The organism is Citrobacter telavivensis, assembly GCF_041807075.1.
Lineage (GTDB): Bacteria > Pseudomonadota > Gammaproteobacteria > Enterobacterales > Enterobacteriaceae > Citrobacter_A > Citrobacter_A telavivensis.
Map to the genome: position 1 here is coordinate 108049 of NZ_JBGUBF010000007.1, position 21715 is coordinate 129763.

21 protein-coding genes are annotated in these 21715 nt (G+C 53.8%); 12 read left to right on the plus strand and 9 right to left on the minus strand.

Annotation, left to right across the window (positions count from 1 at the left end; all coding sequences use genetic code 11):
* Window positions 1-981 (minus strand): 6-phosphofructokinase, encoded by a 981-nt coding sequence (locus ACERJC_RS21500; protein ID WP_373672449.1) that lies wholly within the window; start codon window positions 979-981, stop codon window positions 1-3.
* A gap of 481 nt (window positions 982-1462) precedes the next feature.
* On the opposite strand from ACERJC_RS21500, the gene ACERJC_RS21505 reads away from it, so the two are divergent.
* Genes ACERJC_RS21505 through ACERJC_RS21520 form a run of 4 tightly spaced genes read left to right on the plus strand, consistent with a single transcriptional unit; the run spans window position 1463 to window position 6170 of the window.
* Window positions 1463-1909: a PTS fructose transporter subunit IIA gene (locus tag ACERJC_RS21505; RefSeq protein ID WP_373672450.1), complete on the plus strand. Its 447-nt coding sequence runs from the start codon at window positions 1463-1465 to the stop codon at window positions 1907-1909.
* A 10-nt stretch (window positions 1910-1919) separates the two neighbouring features.
* Window positions 1920-3365 (plus strand): PTS fructose-like transporter subunit IIBC, encoded by a 1446-nt coding sequence (locus ACERJC_RS21510; protein WP_373672451.1) that lies wholly within the window; start codon window positions 1920-1922, stop codon window positions 3363-3365.
* Window positions 3355-4425: an aminopeptidase gene (locus ACERJC_RS21515; RefSeq protein WP_373672452.1), complete on the plus strand. Its 1071-nt coding sequence runs from the start codon at window positions 3355-3357 to the stop codon at window positions 4423-4425. The genes ACERJC_RS21510 and ACERJC_RS21515 overlap by 11 nt, the downstream gene beginning before the upstream one ends.
* Window positions 4425-6170, plus strand: coding sequence for a putative frv operon regulatory protein (locus ACERJC_RS21520; protein WP_373672453.1), 1746 nt, complete (start codon window positions 4425-4427; stop codon window positions 6168-6170). Before ACERJC_RS21515 ends, ACERJC_RS21520 begins: the two co-directional genes overlap by 1 nt.
* 54 nt (window positions 6171-6224) lie before the next feature.
* On the opposite strand, the gene ACERJC_RS21525 is transcribed toward ACERJC_RS21520, so the two are convergent.
* Both ACERJC_RS21525 and fdhD read right to left on the minus strand, forming a co-directional pair.
* A complete protein-coding gene (locus ACERJC_RS21525) occupies window positions 6225-6437 on the minus strand; it encodes a YdgH/BhsA/McbA family protein (protein ID WP_178824261.1) in 213 nt (70 codons plus the stop codon).
* Between the two features lie 128 nt (window positions 6438-6565).
* Window positions 6566-7402, minus strand: coding sequence for a formate dehydrogenase accessory sulfurtransferase FdhD (fdhD, locus tag ACERJC_RS21530; RefSeq protein WP_373672454.1), 837 nt, complete (start codon window positions 7400-7402; stop codon window positions 6566-6568).
* A 192-nt stretch (window positions 7403-7594) separates the two neighbouring features.
* Here fdhD and fdnG point away from each other — a divergent pair, with 192 nt between their 5' ends.
* From fdnG to fdhE, 7 genes are all read left to right on the plus strand, one after another.
* On the plus strand, window positions 7595-10645 hold the full coding sequence (gene fdnG / locus ACERJC_RS21535; RefSeq protein WP_373672455.1) for a formate dehydrogenase-N subunit alpha: 3051 nt from the start codon (window positions 7595-7597) through the stop codon (window positions 10643-10645).
* Window positions 10646-10657: 12 nt separating this feature from the next.
* Window positions 10658-11563: a formate dehydrogenase O subunit beta gene (fdoH, locus tag ACERJC_RS21540; protein ID WP_152401089.1), complete on the plus strand. Its 906-nt coding sequence runs from the start codon at window positions 10658-10660 to the stop codon at window positions 11561-11563.
* Window positions 11560-12195, plus strand: coding sequence for a formate dehydrogenase cytochrome b556 subunit (gene fdoI, locus ACERJC_RS21545; protein ID WP_152401087.1), 636 nt, complete (start codon window positions 11560-11562; stop codon window positions 12193-12195). Before fdoH ends, fdoI begins: the two co-directional genes overlap by 4 nt.
* Before the next feature lie 175 nt (window positions 12196-12370).
* Entirely contained in the window at window positions 12371-13708 is a 1338-nt protein-coding gene (locus ACERJC_RS21550) for a vWA domain-containing protein (protein WP_373672456.1), read from the plus strand.
* Window positions 13709-13725: 17 nt separating this feature from the next.
* Complete coding sequence (locus ACERJC_RS21555; RefSeq protein WP_373672457.1) at window positions 13726-15222, plus strand: sensor histidine kinase; 1497 nt, start codon at window positions 13726-13728, stop codon at window positions 15220-15222.
* A gap of 4 nt (window positions 15223-15226) precedes the next feature.
* Window positions 15227-15913, plus strand: coding sequence for a response regulator transcription factor (locus ACERJC_RS21560; RefSeq protein WP_152401081.1), 687 nt, complete (start codon window positions 15227-15229; stop codon window positions 15911-15913).
* Window positions 15914-16057: 144 nt separating this feature from the next.
* Window positions 16058-16987, plus strand: coding sequence for a formate dehydrogenase accessory protein FdhE (fdhE, locus tag ACERJC_RS21565; protein ID WP_046493134.1), 930 nt, complete (start codon window positions 16058-16060; stop codon window positions 16985-16987).
* Between the two features lie 30 nt (window positions 16988-17017).
* Here the strand turns inward: fdhE and ACERJC_RS21570 are convergent, their stop codons facing one another.
* Together ACERJC_RS21570 and ACERJC_RS21575 are read right to left on the minus strand one after the other, a co-directional pair.
* Window positions 17018-17404 carry a type II toxin-antitoxin system VapC family toxin gene (locus ACERJC_RS21570; RefSeq protein ID WP_373672458.1) on the minus strand — a complete coding sequence of 129 codons (387 nt, stop codon included), beginning with the start codon at window positions 17402-17404 and terminating at the stop codon, window positions 17018-17020.
* Complete coding sequence (locus ACERJC_RS21575) at window positions 17404-17643, minus strand: ribbon-helix-helix domain-containing protein (protein ID WP_152754542.1); 240 nt, start codon at window positions 17641-17643, stop codon at window positions 17404-17406. The genes ACERJC_RS21570 and ACERJC_RS21575 overlap by 1 nt, the downstream gene beginning before the upstream one ends.
* 210 nt (window positions 17644-17853) lie before the next feature.
* Between ACERJC_RS21575 and ACERJC_RS21580 the strand changes: the two genes are divergently transcribed.
* Entirely contained in the window at window positions 17854-18786 is a 933-nt protein-coding gene (locus tag ACERJC_RS21580; RefSeq protein WP_373672459.1) for an alpha/beta hydrolase, read from the plus strand.
* 16 nt (window positions 18787-18802) lie between these two features.
* Here ACERJC_RS21580 and fabY read toward each other — a convergent pair whose 3' ends face one another.
* From fabY to yihX, 4 genes are read right to left on the minus strand one after another with little or no spacing between them, the layout of a single operon-like run.
* A complete protein-coding gene (fabY, locus tag ACERJC_RS21585; protein ID WP_152401071.1) occupies window positions 18803-19744 on the minus strand; it encodes a fatty acid biosynthesis protein FabY in 942 nt (313 codons plus the stop codon).
* A 44-nt stretch (window positions 19745-19788) separates the two neighbouring features.
* Window positions 19789-20226 (minus strand): D-aminoacyl-tRNA deacylase, encoded by a 438-nt coding sequence (dtd, locus tag ACERJC_RS21590; protein ID WP_152401068.1) that lies wholly within the window; start codon window positions 20224-20226, stop codon window positions 19789-19791.
* Window positions 20223-21095, minus strand: coding sequence for a virulence factor BrkB family protein (locus tag ACERJC_RS21595; RefSeq protein ID WP_373672460.1), 873 nt, complete (start codon window positions 21093-21095; stop codon window positions 20223-20225). Before ACERJC_RS21595 ends, dtd begins: the two co-directional genes overlap by 4 nt.
* Entirely contained in the window at window positions 21089-21688 is a 600-nt protein-coding gene (gene yihX / locus ACERJC_RS21600) for a glucose-1-phosphatase (RefSeq protein WP_373672461.1), read from the minus strand. The genes ACERJC_RS21595 and yihX overlap by 7 nt, the downstream gene beginning before the upstream one ends.
* Between the last annotated feature and the right edge of the window lie 27 nt (window positions 21689-21715).

The following is a 21715-nucleotide window of genomic DNA, read 5'->3' on the forward strand; positions in this document are numbered from 1 at the left end:
TCAAATAATATTGAGTTGTTTGGCAAGTTTGTAATGATGTCCTTCTGTATCAACCAGACGTTTTTTCATACTTACGAGATCAATCGGAATAGGTTTATTGCTTTGATTTATAATAATCGCTTTATTTTTCATCCCTGACTGGATGCACCGAACCACTTCGCTCGCCATAATGGTGCCCTGATAAATTTCTTCACAGGTCGGATCGCCATTCCGTAAACCGTAACCGACTATCGTTTTACGAATTCGCTCGCCAATTCGCGGTTCGAGTTGTTTAATCATTGTGTCAATCGCTCCCTGAAAGCCGGGAGAATATTCTCGGGTGTAGCCTTCGGAGCACAGAATAATCACGCTGTTCTGGATGGCCAGTTTCTGCTTCACCCGCTGCGCTAAGGTTTCAAGCGGCATCTGGGATTCCGGGATCAGGGCAATATCTGCATTACATTTAATGGCCGATTGCAGGGTTAATTCACCACAATATCCGCCCAACAATTCCACCATAAACACGCGGCCGGGCAGCGCTCTGCCGGTATTTCTTAAACGTGAAACCTCCTTAATAATCTGTTCGCAGGCGGTCGAAAAACCAATCGTATAATGGCTGCCATAAACATCATTATCGATAGTCATCCCTACGCCAAAACAATTAACATCAAACTCGCTCAGGGTATTGAGAAACTGTAAACTGCCGTCGCCGCCCGCCATAATCAGCACATCAATGTGCAACGACTTAAGTTTTCTGGCGATCGTTTCATACTCGCTACGCTGCAACTTCCGGGTGGTTCTTCCCGAGGTAATAACAGGTATCGCCGCGATAGAAAAATCGACCAAATCCCGCCATGTCACGTCATGGTGATTTTTCTCCAGCAAGCCGGTAATACCACCATTGAATAACGTAATTTTTGCATCTGCGAGTCTGGCGACCTGGAATATGAAATTATTTATTCCAGAAACGTCTCCACCACTAATGACAATACCCATTTTCATTGCGTTTCCTCCGAAGCGTCCGTGGAAACATTTTTCCCTGACTCCATGCTTGATATTTGCAATGAAGATCACATAATGCTGATAAATTTGTAATCACCTAATATTGACAAGCTCATTATAAAGCTGTTTTTTGTGATGCATATCTCATTTGTAAATTGAATTTTATCTATAAATTGCTTTTTAATTTCCTTACTTATCATTGAGTTAATTAAATATGAAAAAACCGACATTAAGACGCCCTCGGCAACGGGTTATGTCGCTTTTATAAAAAGAGAAAAATGTGATAACCATCGCTTTTTTTTACGATTAAGAGGTCCACAACGCCTCTATTTTCCCGGTGTGAGGCGTCAAAATGTGGGCTTGTGCACAAAGCCTGCACATGCTTAGCGCGAATTATGTCATTGCCCGCTGACATATTGCCGCTCATCTCATCGTCTGTTCATCGTTAAAATCATAAAAATGATTTTAACGGAGTCACTCTATGTCAGAACTCGGCGCACACTGTATTGATCTGAATATTCAGGGCAACACCCCTTATTCCATTCTCAAACAGCTGGCGGAAATAGCGTTTAAGAATGGCTATATCACCGATCGTCCGTTATTTCTGCAAACGCTACTGATGCGGGAAAAACTGCATTCCACGGGATTCGGCTCAGGTATCGCCGTTCCTCACGGAAAAAGCGTCTGCGTGAAGCAACCCTTTGTTCTGTTTGCCCGTAAAACCCAGAGTCTTGACTGGAAGGCGAGCGACGGCGAAGGCGTCAACTGCTGGATTTGCCTCGGCGTGCCGCAAACCGGTGAAGAGGAGCAGATCAAAATCATCGGCACGCTATGCCGCAAAATTATCCATCAGGATTTCATCAATCAACTGAAGCAGGGTGACGCCAGCCAGGTGCTTGCCCTGTTAAATCAGACCTTAACCTCATAAGGAAGCGGCTATGCAGTCATCCTTACGTTTAGTGGCAATCACCAACTGTCCTGCGGGCATTGCTCACACCTACATGGTCGCGGAAGCGCTGGAACAAAAAGCGCGTTCGCTCGGCCATACCATTAAAGTCGAAACCCAGGGGGCAAGCGGCGTCGAAAACCGCCTGACGCAGGATGAAATTGCCGCGGCTGATTACGTCATTTTAGCCACCGGGCGAGGCTTAAGCGGTGAAGACAGGGCGCGTTTCGCCGGGAAAAAAGTCTATGAGATCGCCATTGCTCAGGCACTGAAAAACATCGACCAAATTTTCACGCAATTACCTTCTCATTCGCAGGTTTTTGCCACCGATAGCGGCGTGAAGCTGGGTAAACAGGATGTCCAACAGGGCAGCATCATGAGCCATCTGATGGCCGGGGTTTCCGCTGCGCTGCCGTTTGTTATTGGTGGGGGTATCCTGGTCGCTATCGCCAATATGCTGGTCCAGTTCGGCTTGCCCTATACCGATATGTCGAAAGGCGCGCCGTCATTTACCTGGATTGTCGAATCCATCGGCTATCTGGGTTTCACCTTTATGATCCCGATTATGGGGGCATATATCGCGTGGTCGATTGCGGATAAACCCGCCTTTGCTCCGGCATTTTTAGTGTGTTATCTCGCTAACGATAAAGGGCTGCTCGGCACTCAGTCTGGCGCGGGATTTCTCGGCGCGGTCGTGCTGGGGTTGGCGATCGGTTATTTCGTGCTGTGGTTTCGTAAAGTCCGTCTCGGCAAAGCGCTCCAGCCGCTACTCGGTTCAATGCTGATCCCGTTTGTCACTCTGCTGGTGTTTGGCGTATTAACGTATTACGTCATCGGCCCGGTGATGTCAGATATCATGGGCGGTCTGCTGCACTTCCTGAATACCATTCCGCCCTCCATGAAAATGGGTGCCGCCTTCCTCGTTGGGGCAATGCTGGCGTTTGATATGGGGGGGCCAATCAACAAAACCGCATGGTTCTTCTGCTTCTCGCTGCTGGAAAAACATATCTATGACTGGTACGCCATTGTCGGCGTTGTGGCACTGATGCCGCCCGTCGCAGCAGGTATCGCGACATACCTGACGCCAAAACTGTTTACTCAACAAGAAAAGGCGGCCGCCAGCAGCGCGATTGTGGTCGGTGCCACCGTCGCCACCGAACCGGCGATTCCCTACGCGCTGGCCGCACCGCTGCCGATGATTACCGCGAATACGCTCTCCGGCGGCATAACCGGCATGCTGGTGATCGCCTTCGGAATCAAACGTCTCGCGCCAGGATTGGGTATCTTTGACCCTCTGATCGGCCTGATGTCGCCGGTCGGTTCCTTTTATCTGGTGCTGGCAATCGGTCTGGCGCTGAACATTTCGTTGATTATTATCCTGAAGGGATTGTGGCTCAGACGTAAAGCCGCACAGCAGGAGCCTGCACATGAACATTGAGTTACTTCAGCAATTATGCGAAGCCAGCGCCGTCAGCGGTGATGAGCAAGAAGTGCGTAATATCCTCATCAACGCGCTGGAGCACAACGTAGATGACATTACCTTTGACGGTCTCGGCAGTTTTGTCGCCCGCAAAGGCAACCGCGGGCCAAAGGTCGCGATCGTCGGTCACATGGATGAAGTTGGCTTTATGGTCACGCATGTCGACGATAATGGTTTTCTGCGCTTTACCACCATTGGCAGTTGGTGGAGTCAATCAATGCTGAACCATCGGGTCGCCATTCGCACCCGCAAAGGCGTAAAAATCCCCGGAATCATCGGCTCCGTTGCGCCGCATGCGCTAACGGAAAAGCAAAAGCAGCAGCCGCTGACCTTTGACGATATGTTCATTGATATTGGCGCGAACAGCCGCGAAGAGGTGGAAAAACGCGGCATTGCGATCGGCGATTTTATTAGTCCGGAAGCGAACGTTGCCCGCTGGGGTGAGGATAAAATCGTTGGCAAAGCGCTGGATAACCGAGTCGGTTGCGCACTGATGACGGAACTGTTACAGACGGTGGATAACCCCGACATTACGCTTTACGGCGTCGGCAGCGTGGAAGAAGAGGTCGGACTGCGCGGGGCGCAAACCTCAGCAGAACATATCAAACCTGACGTGGTTATCGTGCTGGATACGGCGGTCGCAGGCGATGTGCCCGGCATCGACAGCATCAAATACCCCTTGAAACTGGGCGCGGGCCCTGGCCTGATGCTGTTTGATAAACGTTATTTCCCCAATCAGCAACTGGTGGCTGCGTTAAGAGCGTGTGCGGAAAGCCGTACTGTTCCTGTACAGTTTTGCACCATGAAAACCGGGGCGACGGACGGCGGGCGCTATAACGTGATGGGCGGTGGTCGCCCGGTAGCGGCGCTCTGTTTGCCCACCCGTTACCTTCATGCCAACAGCGGTATGATTTCCGCAAAGGACTATGATGCCCTGTTTACGCTGGTGCGCGAACTGCTGATGTCGCTGACGACAGATAAGGTCAACGCGTTCACCGACTTTCGTCAGGTGAACTGATGCTCAGCGAACGCCAGTTAACGCTCGTCGACCTTCTTGAACAGCAGCCCTGCTCGCTAAACGCGTTGGCGCGGCAAACTGGCGTTTCGGGCAGAACCATCCTGCGCGATATTGATTACATCAACTTTACGCTCAGCGGTAAGGCCCGTATTCAGCCTGGCGGTAGCGCAGGCTATCAACTGGATATCATCGACAGACGCAGCTTTTTCCAGCTTCTGCAACGTCATGATAATGATGACCGGTTGCTGGCGCTCCTGCTGTTGAATCCCTTTACTCCCCGCGTACAGTTGGCCGCTTCGCTTAACTTGCCGGAGACCTGGGTTGCCGATCGTCTGTCGCGTCTGAAGCAACGCTATGAACGTGCATTTTGCCTTTCCAGTCGCCCGGGCGTTGGCCATTTCATTGATGAACCTGAAGAAAAACGCATTGTTCTGTTGGCGAATCTGCTTAAAAAAGATCCGCTGTTAATTCCGCTCCCTGGCGTGACACGAGACAATATTGAACGACTCAACACCGCCTGCGAAAGTCTTGATGCGTTTGCGCTGATGTCGGGAGAATATCTTGCGAGCCTGGTACTGGCGGTCTATGCGCTGCGTAATCAACTCACCCGCGCATGGCCAGAATGTCGGCATACGTTGCTAAAAAATATCGTGGAGCAGAGCGGGATCTATCTCGGCGAAAACGCGTTCAACACGCTGTCTGGACTGCTGGAAACGCAGCAACAACAGGCAATGACAATATCTGCCGACGCTGTGGCTTCTTTGCTACAACGTGTACCCGGTGTCGCCGCGTTGAACATCATTGATACGCAACTGGTTGATAATATTACCGATCACCTGCGCAGATGCGTTTCGGCCCCAATCTGGGTTCCGGAACATCGCCAGAGCAGCATGAATAACCTGAAAGCCGCCTGGCCCGCCGCGTTCGATATGAGCCTGCGTTTCATTGCCCTATTGCGTGAACAATTCGCTATCCCGTTGTTCGACAGCGATCTGATCGCGCTCTACTTTGCCTGTGCGCTGGAGCGGCATCAAAATGAGCGTCAGCCCATCATTTTGTTATCCGATCAAAATGCAATTGCCACCATTAACCAGCAGGCCATTGAGCGTGACGTATTAAATTGCCGGGTAATCATTGCACGAACGCCCGGTGAGGTGATCTCAATAAGTCAGGAGGTGGAACCGCTACTGATCGTCAATAACAGCCATTATTTGCTGAATGAATCATTAAAAAATGTCCTGACCATCAAGAACATCATTTCTTCTGCCGGCACTGAACAAATTAAAAGCTTTCTTGCCACTGCTTTTATTCGCCAGCAGCCGGAACGTTTCTTTTCTGAATCAGGCAGTTTCCACTATTCAAATACCCCCAATGAAGGCTGGCCCGACATCATTCGCCAGATTTGTACCCGACTTGTGACACAACACCAGATTACCGACGATGAGTCACAACGCATCTGCGCCCGTGAAGGCGAAGGTGAGAACCTGATAGTCAATCATCTGGCAATCCCCCATTGCTGGAGCGAACAAAAGCGGCGTTTTCGCGGATTCTTCATTACCCTCGCGCATACCGTTCAGGTCAATAATGAACCCGTGAGCCATGTGCTGATCGCCTGCGCTGCCGCCGATGCGCGTCATGAGCTAAAAATCTTTAGCTATCTGGCCAGCGTGCTGTGTAGTCATCCCGCTGAAACCATTTGCGGATTAAAGGGATATGAGGCTTTTATCGGGCTATTAAAGCAGTAAGCGCAGAAACGAAAAAAGCGCCTCAGGGGCGCTCTTTCGACGATGAAGATGAACTTATTTCAGCAGTTCCGCCGTCATGTGCACGCGGTTACCGGTGTAAGCCTGCGTGATTTTGTAGGAACTTGCACCCGCTTGTTCAGCCTGCGCAGCGATTTTTGCTTCAGTGCTTTCCAGAGTCGAACCGGTAGCGGTCACGGACTGGGCAGCGAAAGTGCCGAAAGAGGTAGCGAGAGCGATAACTGCGACAAAAGTTTTGATGCTTTTCATGATGTAAACCCTTTAAGTTAGTTGTTTGAGTAAGGCACCGTGCCTTGATGTGATAAATAATAGGCCGTTACTCAGACAACTAAAAGCGGAAGGATTTGCCCATCTCATTCAAATTAACTGAATATTAATCAGCCAGCGATTAAACGCTGCGGATGTGTATAAATGGTTGCCTTGCCCGGCTTGCAGAACCCCACCAGCGTCAGATTGCAGCGCTCGGCGACGTCAACCGCCAGCGTGGTGGCGGCAGAAACGGCAAACAGGATCTCTACGCCGCACATTGCGGACTTCTGCACCATCTCATAGCTCGCGCGGCTGGAGACCAGCGCCGCTCCCGGCAGCCAGCTTTCCCCTTCTGTGGCACGTCGCCCCAGCAGTTTATCCAGCGCAACGTGTCGACCAACATCTTCATGTCCGCCCGCCAGTTCGCCTGATGGCATCACCCACGCCGCAGCATGCGTACATCCGGTGAGCTGCCCCACGGGTTGAAAATCCTTCAGATGCCTTAACGCGTGGTCAAGCCTGGCGAGGTTAAAGGTCTGGGTGAACGGCAGCGGCTGTACGGGTTTACCGATATCATTGAGCTGCTCAACGCCGCATACGCCACAGCCGGTGCGTCCGGCCAGCGCGCGACGACGCTCTTTCAACCCCATAAAACGGCGACTGGAAAGCTCGATCTGGACTTCAAGACCGTTACACGAGGGGACAACATCCATGCCATAGATCTCGCGCGGGCTGTCAATAATCCCCTCCGAGAGAGAAAAACCGACCGCAAAGTATTCCAGATCCTTCGGCGAGGCCATCATCACAACATGAGAAATGCCGTTATAGACCAGCGCAACGGGCACCTCTTCGGCTACCTCATCCGGCTGAGGATGTTGCAAATCCTCACGTTTCCAAAGGGTAATCCGCCGGGAACTCGTGACATTTATCACATTTTCAACTTCTTTTGGATGTATCTTATTCACTTTCTTTTAACCGTATAAGAACACACATACCAACATTGTGGTATTCTGTCACAAGCCCCTCCTGGATGGGGGGAATTGACCCAATTCTGGACCTTTGCGGTCCCGTCCGCAAAGAAAAATAACAACCACACCCTGAGCGCTCACCAACATGAATGTGTAAGGGATGTGACAATGTCGAAAAAGGAGCAAACCATGCAGGTCAGCAGAAGGCAGTTCTTTAAGATCTGCGCTGGCGGTATGGCAGGCACCACGGCGGCAGCACTGGGCTTTGCGCCCGGCGTAGCGCTCGCGGAAACACGGCAATATAAACTGCTGCGCACCCGCGAAACCCGTAATACCTGCACTTACTGTTCCGTTGGTTGTGGGCTGTTGATGTACAGCCTCGGCGACGGTGCAAAAAACGCCAAAGCATCTATCTTCCATATCGAAGGTGACCCGGACCATCCGGTCAACCGTGGCGCGCTCTGCCCGAAAGGGGCCGGTCTGGTGGACTTCATCCACTCAGAAAGCCGCCTGAAATTCCCGGAATACCGCGCGCCAGGCTCGGATAAATGGCAGCAGATCAGCTGGGATGAGGCATTTGACCGCATCGCTAAGCTGATGAAAGAAGACCGCGATGCCAACTACATTGCGCAAAACGCCGATGGCATCACCGTTAACCGCTGGCTTTCTACCGGGATGCTGTGTGCTTCCGCGTCCAGTAACGAAACCGGCTTTTTAACACAGAAATTTACCCGCGCGCTCGGTATGCTCGCGGTCGACAACCAGGCGCGTGTCTGACACGGACCAACGGTAGCAAGTCTTGCTCCAACATTTGGTCGCGGTGCGATGACCAACCACTGGGTCGACATCAAGAACGCCAACCTTATTGTGGTGATGGGCGGTAACGCCGCTGAAGCGCACCCGGTAGGATTCCGTTGGGCGATGGAAGCGAAAATTCATAACGGCGCGAAGCTGATTGTGATCGATCCTCGCTTTACGCGTACGGCGTCAGTAGCCGATTTCTACACACCTATTCGTTCTGGTACTGACATTGCCTTCCTGTCAGGTGTCATCCTGTACCTGCTAACTAACGAAAAATATAACCGCGAATATACCGAAGCCTACACCAACGCCAGCCTGATCGTGCGTGAAGATTTTGGCTTCGATGATGGTCTGTTTACTGGCTATGACGCGGATGCACGCAAGTACGACAAAACCAGCTGGAACTATGAGCTGGACGAAAACGGCTTTGCGAAACGCGATACCACCCTGCAACACCCGCGCTGCGTCTGGAACCTGCTGAAACACCACGTCTCCCGCTACACGCCGGACGTGGTGGAAAACATCTGCGGTACGCCAAAAGCCGACTTCCTGAAAGTCTGCGAGTACATTGCAGAGACCAGCGCGAAAGACAAAACCGCGTCGTTCCTGTATGCGCTGGGCTGGACGCAGCACTCCATTGGTTCGCAGAACATCCGTACCATGGCGATGATCCAGTTGCTGCTCGGCAACATGGGGATGGCTGGCGGCGGCGTTAACGCCCTGCGCGGTCACTCGAATATTCAGGGTCTGACCGACCTTGGCTTGCTCTCGCAAAGCCTGCCGGGCTATCTGACGTTGCCAAATGAAAAACAGACCGACCTGCAAACGTATCTGACCGCCAACACGCCGAAACCGCTGTTGAAAGACCAGGTCAACTACTGGGGCAACTACCCGAAATTCTTCGTCTCGTTGATGAAAGCCTTCTATGGCGATAAAGCAACGGCGGAAAATAACTGGGGCTTTGACTGGCTGCCGAAGTGGGACAAAGGGTACGACGTACTGCAATACTTCGAGATGATGAAAGAAGGTAAGGTCAATGGCTACATCTGCCAGGGCTTCAACCCGGTCGCGTCATTCCCGAACAAAAACAAGACGATTGCATCACTGTCTAAACTGAAGTTCCTGGTGACTATCGATCCGCTTAACACAGAGACCTCCACCTTCTGGCAAAACCACGGTGAGTCGAACGATGTGGATCCATCGAAAATCCAGACCGAAGTGTTCCGTCTGCCATCCACCTGCTTCGCCGAAGAGAACGGTTCAATCGTCAACTCCGGTCGTTGGCTACAGTGGCACTGGAAAGGCGCAGACGCCCCGGGGATCGCGGTGACTGACGGTGAAATCCTGGCCGGTATCTTCCTGCGCCTGCGTAAGATGTATGCCGAACAGAGCGGTGCCAACCCGGAACAGGTGCTGAGTATGACCTGGAACTACTCCACACCGCATGAACCGGCATCGGAAGAAGTGGCGATGGAGAGCAACGGCAAAGCGTTGGCCGATCTCATCGACCCGGCAACGGGCGCAGTGATCGTGAAAAAAGGCCAACAGCTCAGCTCGTTTGCCCAACTGCGTGACGACGGCACCACCTCCAGCGGCTGCTGGATTTTCGCCGGTAGCTGGACGCCGGAAGGCAACCAGATGGCGCGTCGTGATAACGCCGATCCATCCGGTCTCGGCAATACGCTGGGCTGGGCATGGGCGTGGCCACTGAACCGCCGCATCCTGTACAACCGTGCTTCCGCTGACCCGCAGGGCAACCCGTGGGATCCAAAACGCCAAATCCTGAAATGGGACGGCGCAAAATGGGGCGGGATGGATATTCCGGACTACAGCGCCGCCGCACCAGGCAGCGATGTCGGACCGTTCATCATGCAGCCGGAAGGGATGGGCCGCCTGTTTGCTCTCGACAAGATGGCAGAAGGGCCGTTCCCGGAACACTACGAACCGTTTGAAACGCCGCTGGGAACCAACCCGCTGCATCCGAACGTTATCTCTAACCCCGCCGCTCGTATCTTTAAGGGCGACGCCGAAGCGCTGGGTAAAGCCGATAAGTTCCCGTACGTCGGGACCACTTACCGTCTGACCGAGCACTTCCACTACTGGACCAAGCATGCGCTGCTCAACGCCATCGCACAGCCGGAACAGTTTGTGGAGATAGGCGAGACACTGGCGAATAAGCTCGGCATCGCGCATGGCGATACCGTTAAAGTCTCCTCTAACCGCGGCTATATCAAAGCCAAAGCAGTGGTGACCAAGCGTATTCGCACGCTGAAGGCAGACGGTAAGGATATCGATACTATCGGTATACCCATTCACTGGGGCTATGAAGGTGTGGCGAAGAAAGGGTTTATTGCGAATACCCTGACACCGTCGGTGGGCGATGCAAACTCACAAACGCCGGAATTTAAGTCCTTCCTGGTGAACGTGGAAAAGGTGTAACGGAGACGACTTATGGCTTATCAATCGCAAGACATTATCCGTCGTTCCGCGACTAACGGTTTCACCCCCGCGCCGCGTGCGCGGGACCATCAGGAAGAGGTGGCGAAGCTCATCGACGTCACCACCTGCATCGGCTGTAAAGCCTGTCAGGTGGCCTGTTCAGAGTGGAACGACATCCGTGATGAAATCGGTAGCAACGTCGGGGTGTATGACAACCCGGCGGACTTAACCGCCAAATCGTGGACGGTGATGCGCTTCTCGGAAGTAGAGCAGAACGACAAACTGGAATGGCTGATCCGCAAGGATGGCTGTATGCACTGCGCCGATCCGGGCTGCCTGAAGGCATGTCCGGCGGAAGGGGCTATCATTCAGTATGCCAACGGGATTGTCGACTTCCAGTCCGAGCAGTGCATCGGCTGTGGTTACTGCATCGCCGGTTGCCCGTTCGACGTGCCGCGACTAAACCCGGAAGACAACCGCGTCTACAAATGTACGCTGTGCGTTGACCGCGTGAACGTCGGCCAGGAGCCGGCCTGCGTGAAAACCTGCCCAACGGGTGCTATCCACTTTGGTTCTAAAGAGGATATGAAAACGCTGGCAGGCGAGCGCGTGGCAGAGCTGAAAACCCGCGGTTACGACAATGCAGGCCTGTACGATCCGGCGGGCGTTGGGGGAACGCACGTGATGTATGTGCTGCACCATGCCGACAAACCGAATTTGTATCACGGTCTGCCGGAGAACCCGGAAATCAGCGCCACCGTGAAATTCTGGAAAGGGATCTGGAAGCCTCTTGCAGCGGTCGGCTTTGCTGCGACCTTTGCGGCCAGCATCTTCCACTATGTCGGTGTCGGTCCGAACCGTGCGGATGAGGAAGAAAACAACCTGCATGAAGAGAAAGACGATGAGGTGCGCAAATGAAAAAACGTGACACCATCGTGCGCTACACGGCGCCGGAACGCATCAACCACTGGGTCACCGCCTTCTGCTTCGTGCTGGCGGCGGTGAGCGGACTGGGCTTTTTCTTCCCGTCCTTCAACTGGTTGATGCAAATCATGGGGACACCGCAACTGGCGCGTATTCTGCACCCGTTCGTAGGCGTCATCATGTTTGCCTCGTTCATCATCATGTTCTTCCGTTACTGGCACCACAACCTGATCAACCGGGACGACATCTTCTGGGCGAAGAACATCCGCAAGATTGTCGTCAATGAAGAGGTGGGCGACACCGGGCGGTATAACTTCGGTCAGAAATGCGTGTTCTGGGCGGCGATTATCTTCCTGGTGCTGCTGCTGGTGAGCGGTGTGATCATCTGGCGTCCGTACTTTGCGCCAGCGTTCTCCATTCCGGTGATCCGCTTCGCGTTAATGCTGCATTCATTTGCCGCCGTCGCGCTGATTGTGGTTATCATGGTGCATATTTACGCCGCGCTGTGGGTAAAAGGCACCATTACGGCAATGGTGGAAGGTTGGGTAACCGGCGCCTGGGCGAAGAAGCATCACCCGCGCTGGTATCGTGAAGTTCGCGAAAAGCAGGATAAGACCCAGCCGTAAGCAGAGGCGGTTCGCGAGTCAACAACGTAGCGCCGGATGCCTTTGCATCCGGCGTTATTTTTTAGGGGTATCGTGCGGTTTTGACAACTTTTTGACAACTTTATACAGATAACAGACCAACCGACGTTGCGGTCGCATAAGAATGGAGTCGATTCTTAAGACAAGGAGACGTACCGTGAATCTCAAACACCTCTTCGCAGTCCTGACATTAGGTCTGCTTGCGACAACAACGTCGGCACAGCCGCCTGCGCCAAAAGTGGCCATTAAATCTGAACTGGCTTCTCCGCTGGTGCTGGAAAATAGCCAGGACAAAAACTACCTGAAAATCTCGCTGACAGGCTTCCCCCTCAACGCCACCAAACGCAGCCCGATCAACCTCGCGCTGGTGATTGACCGTTCCGGTTCTATGGGCGGCGACCGCATTGAACAGGCCACAGAAGCCGCCGTAATGGCGGTGAACACCCTAAGCGCTCAGGACACACTCTCGGTAGTGATTTATGACGACGTTGTGGATGTCATTGTGCCTGCGGCCAAAGTCGGCAACAAAGCGAAGCTTATCAGCCAAATTCGTGAACGGCTGACCGCTCGCGGCGGCACCGCGCTGTTTGCCGGGGTCAGTCGCGGCATCAAAGAAACCAGTAAATTCCTCGATAAAACCCATGTTAATCGCATCATCCTGCTGTCTGATGGTCAGGCGAACGTCGGTCCCTCCTCCACCAGCGAACTGGCGGAGCTGGGTAAAATTGCCGCCCGCAAAGGGATTGCTATCACGACGATGGGCATCGGTGAAGGCTACAATGAAGATCTGATGGCGGCGATTGCCCAGTACAGCGATGGCAACCACGTGTTCGTGCAAAACACCGATGCGCTGGAGAAGGCATTTGCCCATGAGTTTGGCGATGTGATGTCCGTCGTCGCTCAGGATGTGGTGGTGCAAATTAACGTCGCCGACAACGTTAAGCCGTTGCGCCTGCTGGGGCGTGAGGGTGAAATCCGCGACAACACGGTTACCGTAAAACTGAACCAGCTTTACGCCAACCAGGAGAAATATGTCATGCTGGAAGTGCTGCCGGCCAAAGGCAACGCCGCACAGAGCAAGCCGCTTGCCGAGGTTAACGTCAGCTACAACAACCTCGCCACCGGACAGAAAGAGCGCTGGGATGACAAGATGGCCGTCAGCTATACCGCCTCTGCCAGCGATGTTCAGAAAGCGCAGGTGGAAGATGTGGTCGTCGATTCCGCCATTCAAAAATCCGCCATTCAGAATGAGCAGGCGTTACAGCTCATAGATGAAGGCAAAATGGACGAGGCAAAAGCGATCCTGCGTGAAAACTCCAGTACGCTCAGCGCGTTACCGCTTAGCGCACCGGCCGCCAGAATGAAGGCGCAGGAGAGCGCAGAGGAAAATCTTAAGTTGCTGGACAGAATGGAAAGCGAAAGCAAAGAAGCTTCTCGTAAATCGCTGAAAGAACAGAGCTATAAAACCAAAAACCAGAGTTCGAAATCGAACTGATCCACAAGGAGTGCTGGATGCTCAGACGCAAGCCGATTTATCTCGTCATCACGTTGATGTTTTTTATCCTGCTTGCTTACCTGGGCGTTCGCACCCTGGAACATGAAGTGTTGTTGCGCCAGTATCAGACCCAGACCCTGGCGAAATCACAGACGGCCAGCGTTGCCACGGGTATCGAAAATATCCTGCAGCAAAAAGCCTCACGTCTGCATGCGATCGGCGATTTTATCGACCCTGCTGACGTCGCGACCCTCAGCGCGCTCAAAGAGAACGACAGCGACATTGCCGACGTCTTTATCCTGCGGAAAAATCATCTCCTCTACCCCGATGAGCACCAGTCATTAAGCAACGAGGATAAAGAGTGGGTACGCCTGCTCACCCCCCTGGTCAACGATCCCAGCCAACTTGCCAGCCACATGGCGCACAGCGAGCAGGATACGCCGCAGGCCGGCTGGTTTATTAGCTTTGAAACGCAGGAACCTCTGCTGATTTACTGGCGGCAGAAAGACGAGGCGATCGTCGGTTTTCGCCTCTCCTGGGTACAGTTGATGATGGATATGGCGAACGGCATTCAGGTGAATCTGGAAGACCCGCAACAGATTGTCCGGGTGACGGAAAACGGCCGTCAGCTTTATCAGAACGCGCCGGCGGATTTACGCCGGCTCACCTTACTGGACTCCCGCACGCTGGAGTATCCGCTTACAACGTGGCAAGTCAGCGCTTACGGTGTCAACGCGCCGCTCTGGCACATCTGGCTGTGGGGCGGTGCGCTAGTCGTCCTGCTGCTGGTCGCCGTCGCACTGCTGGGCTTCTCGCTGTGGCGGGAATATACCCGCGCGGCGCGGCAGGCGCGCCAGCAGGTCGATTTTGTCAGCCAGGTGTCACACGAACTGAAAACGCCGCTGACCAACATCACGCTCTATGCCGAACTGCTGCGCGAAGGGCTGGATGATGAACAAACGCACGAGCGACGCTATGTGGATGTGATCACTCAGGAAGGTCAGCGGTTATCACGGCTTATCCAGAATATCCTGACCTTTACGCGCGCGCCGAAACTGCATCTTCAGGCGGTCGATATCCCTCGCCTGATGACAGAAATCACGCAGATCTTTACGCCCGCATTGCAGGCAAAAGGGATGACGATTCAACTGTCCTGCCCTGAGAATCTGACATTGCACAGCGATCGCGACGTGATCACGCAAATTGTCAGCAACTTTTTGAGTAATGCCGAAAAATACGCTTCGCAAGGTCAGCGCGTCGATCTGACCGTTGAAAGCGTCGCGGGAAACGTGGAGATCGCCGTTCGCGACTATGGTCCCGGCATTGCGGAGAACGAAATGCCCCTGATCTTCCGCCCGTTCTATCGGGTCAAATCCTCCATTACCGAAGGCGTTTCGGGTACCGGTATTGGGCTAACCATCGCTTGCCAACTGGCGCAGCGCCTGCGCGGCAAGATTCAGGTAACAGCACAAGAGCCTGGCGTCCGTTTTACCCTTACGCTACCTCAGGGATGAAAACATGAAGATACTGATTGCAGAAGATGATGCCAACATCCGCCAGGGTCTGGTGGATGCGCTGTCGCGCGAAGGTTATTCGCTCATTGCCGCACCGGACGGACGCGCGGCGCTGGAGAGTTATCACCGGGACAAACCGGACTTCGTGCTGTTAGACATCATGATGCCCGAAATGGATGGCTACACGGTCTGCCGGGAAATTCGCCGCCAAAATGAACACATTCCCATCGTGTTTCTCTCCGCCAAAGATGAAGAGATCGACCGGGTTGTAGGGCTGGAACTGGGGGCGGATGACTACATCAGCAAACCGTTTGGCATTCATGAACTGCGGGCGCGGATAAAAACGATCGCCCGTCGCTGTTTGAACCATAACGCCACCCAGCCTAACCTCAGCTTTGCATTTGGCGACCTTACGGTGTTCCCGAATGAACTGTGCGCCTGGCGCGGCGAGCAAAAGCTGGAACTGACACTACGGGAAGTACGCATTTTAAGCTGCCTGGAGCGTCATCAAAATCAGGTGGTTACGCGCGATATGCTGTTCGATGCGGCGTGGGGATACGACTATTTACCCAATAGCCGCACGCTGGATCAGCACATTTCCCGGCTACGTAAAGTCATCGAACGGGATGCCAATCACCCACAGCTAATCCGAACGGTGCATGGTCTGGGGTATCGATATCAGGTATCGTAACGCACACATTGCGATGTCACAGGTATAACCTGCAGGCCGATTGCGGTTATCATTAATGACATTCACCAGAGCGGGCGCGAAATGCCCGCCAATTCACAGAGCGGATTACACATAGCTAAATCTGCCTAACCAGGAAGTGACTGAATGAGCATTCGTATCATCCCGCAAGATGAGCTGGAAAAGAGCGAGAAGCGCGCGACGGATATGATTCCACCGTTATTATTCCCCCGGCTCAAAAACCTGTATAACCGTCGTGCCGAACGTCTGCGCGAACTGGCTGAGAACAACCCGCTGGGAGATTACCTGCGCTTTGCTGCGCTGATCGCCCATGCCCAGGAAGTGGTGCTGTATGACCATCCATTGCAGATGGATCTGACCGCACGCATCAAAGAAGCCAACGATCAGGGTAAACCGCCGCTGGATATCCACGTTCTGCCGCGCGATAAGCACTGGCAAAAACTGCTGCACTCGCTGATCGCCGAACTGAAACCCGAGATGAGCGGCCCTGCGCTGGCGGTGATCGAGAATCTGGAAAAAGCCTCCGAACAGGAGCTGGAGCAGATGGCCAGCGCCCTGTTTGCCTCTGATTTCGCCTCTGTCAGCAGTGATAAGGCCCCGTTCATCTGGGCCGCGCTGTCGCTGTACTGGGCGCAAATGGCCAGCCTGATCCCGGGTAAAGCTCGCGCTGAATACGGCGAACAACGTCAGTACTGCCCGGTGTGCGGCTCGATGCCGGTCTCCAGCATGGTGCAAATTGGCACGACCCAGGGGCTGCGCTATCTGCACTGCAACCTCTGCGAAACCGAGTGGCATGTGGTTCGTGTTAAATGCAGCAACTGCGAGCAAAGCCGTGACTTGCACTACTGGTCACTGGACAATGAGCAGGCGGCTGTCAAAGCCGAAAGCTGTGGTGACTGCGGGACCTACCTGAAGATCCTCTATCAGGAAAAAGACCCGAAAGTGGAAGCCGTCGCCGACGACCTCGCGTCGCTGGTACTGGACGCGCGCATGGAGCAAGAAGGCTTCGCCCGCAGTTCCATCAACCCGTTCCTGTTCCCGGGTGAAGGGGAGTAAACGCCTTTAACACGTGATGCCGGGCGGTGCTTACCGTCCGGCCTGCAACTGATAAGGCGTGATGACGCCAGGGATCCCTGCAAAATCTCGGGTGTTGCGCGTCACAAGCACAAACCGATGAATCTGCGCGGTGGCCAGAATGATTGCATCCGGAAGTTTCATCCCATATTCCTGCCTGAGATTCACGCTTCGCTCAGCAATTTCCTGTGAAACGCCGATGATGTTGAACGCACTCAACGCCACGCGCGTACGATATTCCTGATGGTATTTTTTTGCTCCCACCATCACTTCCATCCAGGTGATCAGGCTGATGGCATTCTGCGGCGGATACGCGTCCAGTGCTCGCTGCGCTTCCTGGTGACCGCTAAATAAATCAATCAGGATATTGGTATCGAACAGCACGGGTTTCTTGTGCATTACCATTCCTCGCGCAACTTCTTCTGATACTCAACGCCATCTTCTTCACAGCCTTGCCAGATTCCTAGCGCATTGGAAATCATGGTTTCAGCCTGACCTTGCCTTTCAAGGTACTGTTCCACTGCTTCGCGCAGCAACTCCGCACGCGGCAGATTCCGCAGCTGCTTGAGATCATCAAGGCGTTTGATCGCCTCATCGGATAAGTCGAGTAATATTCTGCCCATGTCCATTCCAGCCATTGTGCTCACATATACCTCCAGTATATCAGTGGCGAATATTTTTCAAACAACATACACCGTCGACAAGCAGGAAAAAAGTGATCCCCGCAGTGACTTTTCCTTTTGCGAGGCGCTTTCCAGAATTTCACCCTGACCAAAATCCACCGTTCTCTTTCACGAAAAACCAGGTTATAACACTGTATATTCATACAGACTTAAGGGATTAAGAAAATGGCACTTGAAAACGGTATTGCACAACAGGTCGAGGAATTCATCGCGGCGGGGCGCCCTTCAGCGCGTCGGCAAAGTATTGATGACCGGAGGGCGGGCTATATCGCCAGTACCGTGCTGGCCGGAGAAACTGAAACGCGTGTAGAGGTCAGCGATGTTGAGCTGGAGGGGATGACGCTGCGCGTCGTATCACCGCGCCACGCGTCAGGCTCCCTGCCCTGTGTTATCTACTACCACGGCGGCTGTTTCGTGAGCGGCGGATTCGCTACCCACGATAATCAGTTGCGGCAGTTAGCGTATACCAGCGGTTGCCGGGTTATTGCCGTGCAGTACCGCCTCGCGCCTGAACACTCGTTTCCGGCAGCGCATGACGATGCCGAAAAAGGGGCCAACCTGATCTGGCAATACGCAGAACAACTTGGCGTTGAACGCGAGCGCATCACGCTTGCCGGGGACAGTGCGGGCGGACACCTGGCGCTGGTAACGGCATTGCGCCTGAAGGCTGCGACGCAATGGCAGCCAGCACAACTGGTACTGATCTACCCGATGCTTGACGCGACCGCAAAATGTGACAGCTATATCCGCAATGGTCTGGACTACATCATTACCCGCGATACGCTGCTTACCGGGTATGAGATGTATTTGCCCCATACTGAACGCCAACACCCCGAAGCCAGCCCACTCTGGCGAGACGATCTCCGCGGCTTACCGCCCACGCACATCATCACCGCTGAATTTGATCCGCTGCGCGACGAAGGTGAACTTTTGTATCACCGACTTACGACACAAGGCGTCGATTGCACCTGCCAGCGCTATCTCGGCGTGATTCACGGTTTTTTCCAGCTAGCTGGCATCAGCCATGCGGCGCGCAGCGCAATGCAGGATATTGCCTGGCGGATTGGTATTCAGCGCACAAAAAACGTTATCAAATAAAGAGGGGGGTTTCCCCCTACTCTTCTTCGTTTCCGCCTTCTTCATAGGCGCCAAACGGTCTGGCGGGCAGGACAATGTAGGTACCTTCAAAAATGGCGCCGGTGGTCTCGTCTCCTGATAGCTCCACCAGCAACTGGACACGCGCCTTTTTCCCCCGCGCCAGACGGTCAAGATCGCCGCTCAAAGAGCCGAGATCGGCAACCGCTGCTGGCCTGCCGCTAATCGGTTTGCTATAGCGGATATGGGCGTCGGCCAGAATAATCGTGCCCCCGAGATGGCGCTCGCGCAGCATCAGCCAGATAAGCCCCCAACCGGTCAGCGTGGCCAGTGAAAACAGGCTCCCGGCAAACAGCGTGTGGTGCGGATTTTGATTGCCCGTCTCTGGCATCGTGGTAATAAATTTCTGCCCGGTGTACTGCTGAATGCGCACACCCATCTTCTCGCTCAGCGGGATGTGTTCATACCACGCTTGCTGCAGTTGTCCGCACCAGTCGCCGCGATGCAAGATGTCATCGAGCGAGGCAACCGGTTTGATCATCAAAAAGTGGCGAACCGGCGTGGTTTGTGGCGTGGTGATTTCACCCTGATTGACAAACCCAAGTTTGGCGAAGAATTCAACCGCATCTTCCCGTGCGCTACAGGTCACCCGTTTGACGCCTTCCTGACGCGCGACGGACTCCAGCGTCATCGCCATCAGCGTACCCAACCCCTTCTCCTGCACGGTCGGATCGACGGCCATGAAGCGGATAGAAGCCTCATTATCGGCATTGATGTACAAACGCCCGACGGCCACCAGATTCCCCTCTTCATCCACTACCATCTGGTGATGCGCCATCGCGTCCCAGGCATCACGCTCGGACCCCTTCGGCTGATGCAGCGGCTTGCGCAGCATCTCCCAGCGAAACTGATAGTAACGCTCTAATTCTTCTTCTGTTTGCGGTACTCGAAGGTGATACATAGCTGTACTCTCTCTTGTTACCCGCGGCCACGCCGGAAGCTGATTCATATCTGTAACCAGAACGTCACGGGGCCATCATTCACCAGCGCAACCTGCATATCCGCAGCGAAGCGTCCGGTCTGCGTGTTCATTTCCTGTTGGCGGCAGCGTTCGACGAAATAGTCGTACAGGGCTTCCGCCCGCTCCGGCGTCGCCCCTTTAGAAAACCCCGGACGCATGCCGCGTTCGGTATCCGCCGCCAGCGTAAATTGTGACACCACCAGCACGCTCCCGCCCGCCTGTTGCACGTTCAGGTTCATCTTGCCTTCGGCATCGCTAAAAATACGGTAGCCGAGCACGCGTTCGCACAGGCGATTCGCTTTCTGCTCGTCGTCATCCTTTTCGACCCCCAACAACACTAAAAGTCCTGAGCCAATTTCACCCGTCACTTCGTCCTCCACGGTGACGCTGGCACGGGTTACGCGCTGAATTAATGCAATCATGGTTGGTCTGCTTCTTCTTGTTCTGCGGCTTGTTTAAGTTTGCGGTATTCCCCGAGAGTGACAGTTATTTCCGCGCCAAGCAAGACGATACACCACGTCCAGTACACCCAGACAAACAAAATGGGCACCACCGCTAACACGCCGTAAATAAGCTGATATGACGGGAACATGGTGATATAAAGCGCGAAACCTTTCTTTCCTGCCTCGAACAGTACCGCAGCAACAAAGGCGCCGACAATCGCATCACGATTCGGTACGCGCGTGGTCGGCACCACGCTGTAGAGGAGCCAGAATGAGAGCCAGGAGAGGATCAGCGGAAAGAGGCGCAATACATTATCGATGACCGTATTGAGATCGCTGGCCCAACGTAATGAGAGGAGATACGAACTGATCGCCAGGCTGGCCCCTGCCAGCAATGGCCCTAGCGTCAAAATCATCCAGTACACGGCAAAGGAGTACACTTTTGGCCGCACGCGCGTACTGCGCCAGATAGCATTCAGCGCGCTATCAATGGCATACATCAACAACAGCGCGGTAACGATTAACCCGCAGGCCCCCACCGCCGTCATTTTGTTGGAGTTGGCGACAAACTGCTCGATGTAGCGTTGGATCACATCACCGGTTGCCGGGATGAAGTTGGCAAAGATAAAGTGGCGCAACTGGACACTGACATCAGAAAACATCGGAAAAGCGGCGAAAAGTGCAAATACGACGGCGATCAGCGGCACTAATGAGAGCAGCGAAACATAGGCAAGATTTCCTGCCAGCGTCGTCATGTTGTCCTCATCAATGCGCTTGTAGAGGAGTTTCAGCCAGGCCCATATCGGTCGGGTATGATGCCTGGCTTTTTGATGTACCGTTTTTAGCATAACAGCTTCGCGAAATAATCCGGGATGACGGTTTTATCGGTCACCAGAATGCTGGTTATCCCCAACTGGTTGGCCCCTTCTATATTATCGACGTTGTCGTCAAAAAAGACCGTATCGCTCGCTGAAAAACCCTCTTGCTGTAGAACATGCTGATAAATCCGCGTCTCCGGCTTTCGCATACCCAGAGCCTGCGACAGATAAATATGGTCCGCCGCCCGGCGAATCTCCGGATATTCGTCTGGCCAAAATGTTGTATGCAGCCGGTTGGTATTCGACAGGACGACCACGCGATGCCCCTGTTCACGCAGTTTCTGCATGATGTCGATAACCTCAGGTCGCAGCGCGACAAAAACGGCCTGCCAGCCGTGAGAAAACTGCTCGTAGCTCAGCGACAGATCCATCTCATGGCAAAGGGCCTCGGCAAACGCTTCGTCGGTGATTTCGCCTCGTTCGTGCTGATGGAAGGCCTCACCCATCGTAAAACTTTGCTTTAACGACGCCAGCGGCACACGGCTCAGATCGCTCCAGGTACCTAATACGCGGTTGAAGTCGATATCGACAATCACATTTCCTAAATCAAAGATATAGAGCATGTCCCTCTCCTTACTTGCCGTGGATGA

Bases quoted from the DNA above. Each gene is read 5' to 3' on its own strand.
- ACERJC_RS21500 (WP_373672449.1), bottom strand. From the start codon at position 981: ATGAAAATGGGTATTGTCATTAGTGGTGGAGACGTTTCTGGAATAAAT.
- ACERJC_RS21505 (WP_373672450.1), top strand. From the start codon at position 1,463: ATGTCAGAACTCGGCGCACACTGTATTGATCTGAATATTCAGGGCAAC.
- ACERJC_RS21510 (WP_373672451.1), top strand. From the start codon at position 1,920: ATGCAGTCATCCTTACGTTTAGTGGCAATCACCAACTGTCCTGCGGGC.
- ACERJC_RS21515 (WP_373672452.1), top strand. From the start codon at position 3,355: ATGAACATTGAGTTACTTCAGCAATTATGCGAAGCCAGCGCCGTCAGC.
- ACERJC_RS21520 (WP_373672453.1), top strand. From the start codon at position 4,425: ATGCTCAGCGAACGCCAGTTAACGCTCGTCGACCTTCTTGAACAGCAG.
- ACERJC_RS21525 (WP_178824261.1), bottom strand. From the start codon at position 6,437: ATGAAAAGCATCAAAACTTTTGTCGCAGTTATCGCTCTCGCTACCTCT.
- fdoH (WP_152401089.1), top strand. From the start codon at position 10,658: ATGGCTTATCAATCGCAAGACATTATCCGTCGTTCCGCGACTAACGGT.
- fdoI (WP_152401087.1), top strand. From the start codon at position 11,560: ATGAAAAAACGTGACACCATCGTGCGCTACACGGCGCCGGAACGCATC.
- ACERJC_RS21555 (WP_373672457.1), top strand. From the start codon at position 13,726: ATGCTCAGACGCAAGCCGATTTATCTCGTCATCACGTTGATGTTTTTT.
- ACERJC_RS21560 (WP_152401081.1), top strand. From the start codon at position 15,227: ATGAAGATACTGATTGCAGAAGATGATGCCAACATCCGCCAGGGTCTG.
- fdhE (WP_046493134.1), top strand. From the start codon at position 16,058: ATGAGCATTCGTATCATCCCGCAAGATGAGCTGGAAAAGAGCGAGAAG.
- ACERJC_RS21570 (WP_373672458.1), bottom strand. From the start codon at position 17,404: ATGCACAAGAAACCCGTGCTGTTCGATACCAATATCCTGATTGATTTA.
- ACERJC_RS21575 (WP_152754542.1), bottom strand. From the start codon at position 17,643: ATGGCTGGAATGGACATGGGCAGAATATTACTCGACTTATCCGATGAG.
- ACERJC_RS21580 (WP_373672459.1), top strand. From the start codon at position 17,854: ATGGCACTTGAAAACGGTATTGCACAACAGGTCGAGGAATTCATCGCG.
- fabY (WP_152401071.1), bottom strand. From the start codon at position 19,744: ATGTATCACCTTCGAGTACCGCAAACAGAAGAAGAATTAGAGCGTTAC.
- dtd (WP_152401068.1), bottom strand. From the start codon at position 20,226: ATGATTGCATTAATTCAGCGCGTAACCCGTGCCAGCGTCACCGTGGAG.
- ACERJC_RS21595 (WP_373672460.1), bottom strand. From the start codon at position 21,095: ATGCTAAAAACGGTACATCAAAAAGCCAGGCATCATACCCGACCGATA.
- yihX (WP_373672461.1), bottom strand. From the start codon at position 21,688: ATGCTCTATATCTTTGATTTAGGAAATGTGATTGTCGATATCGACTTC.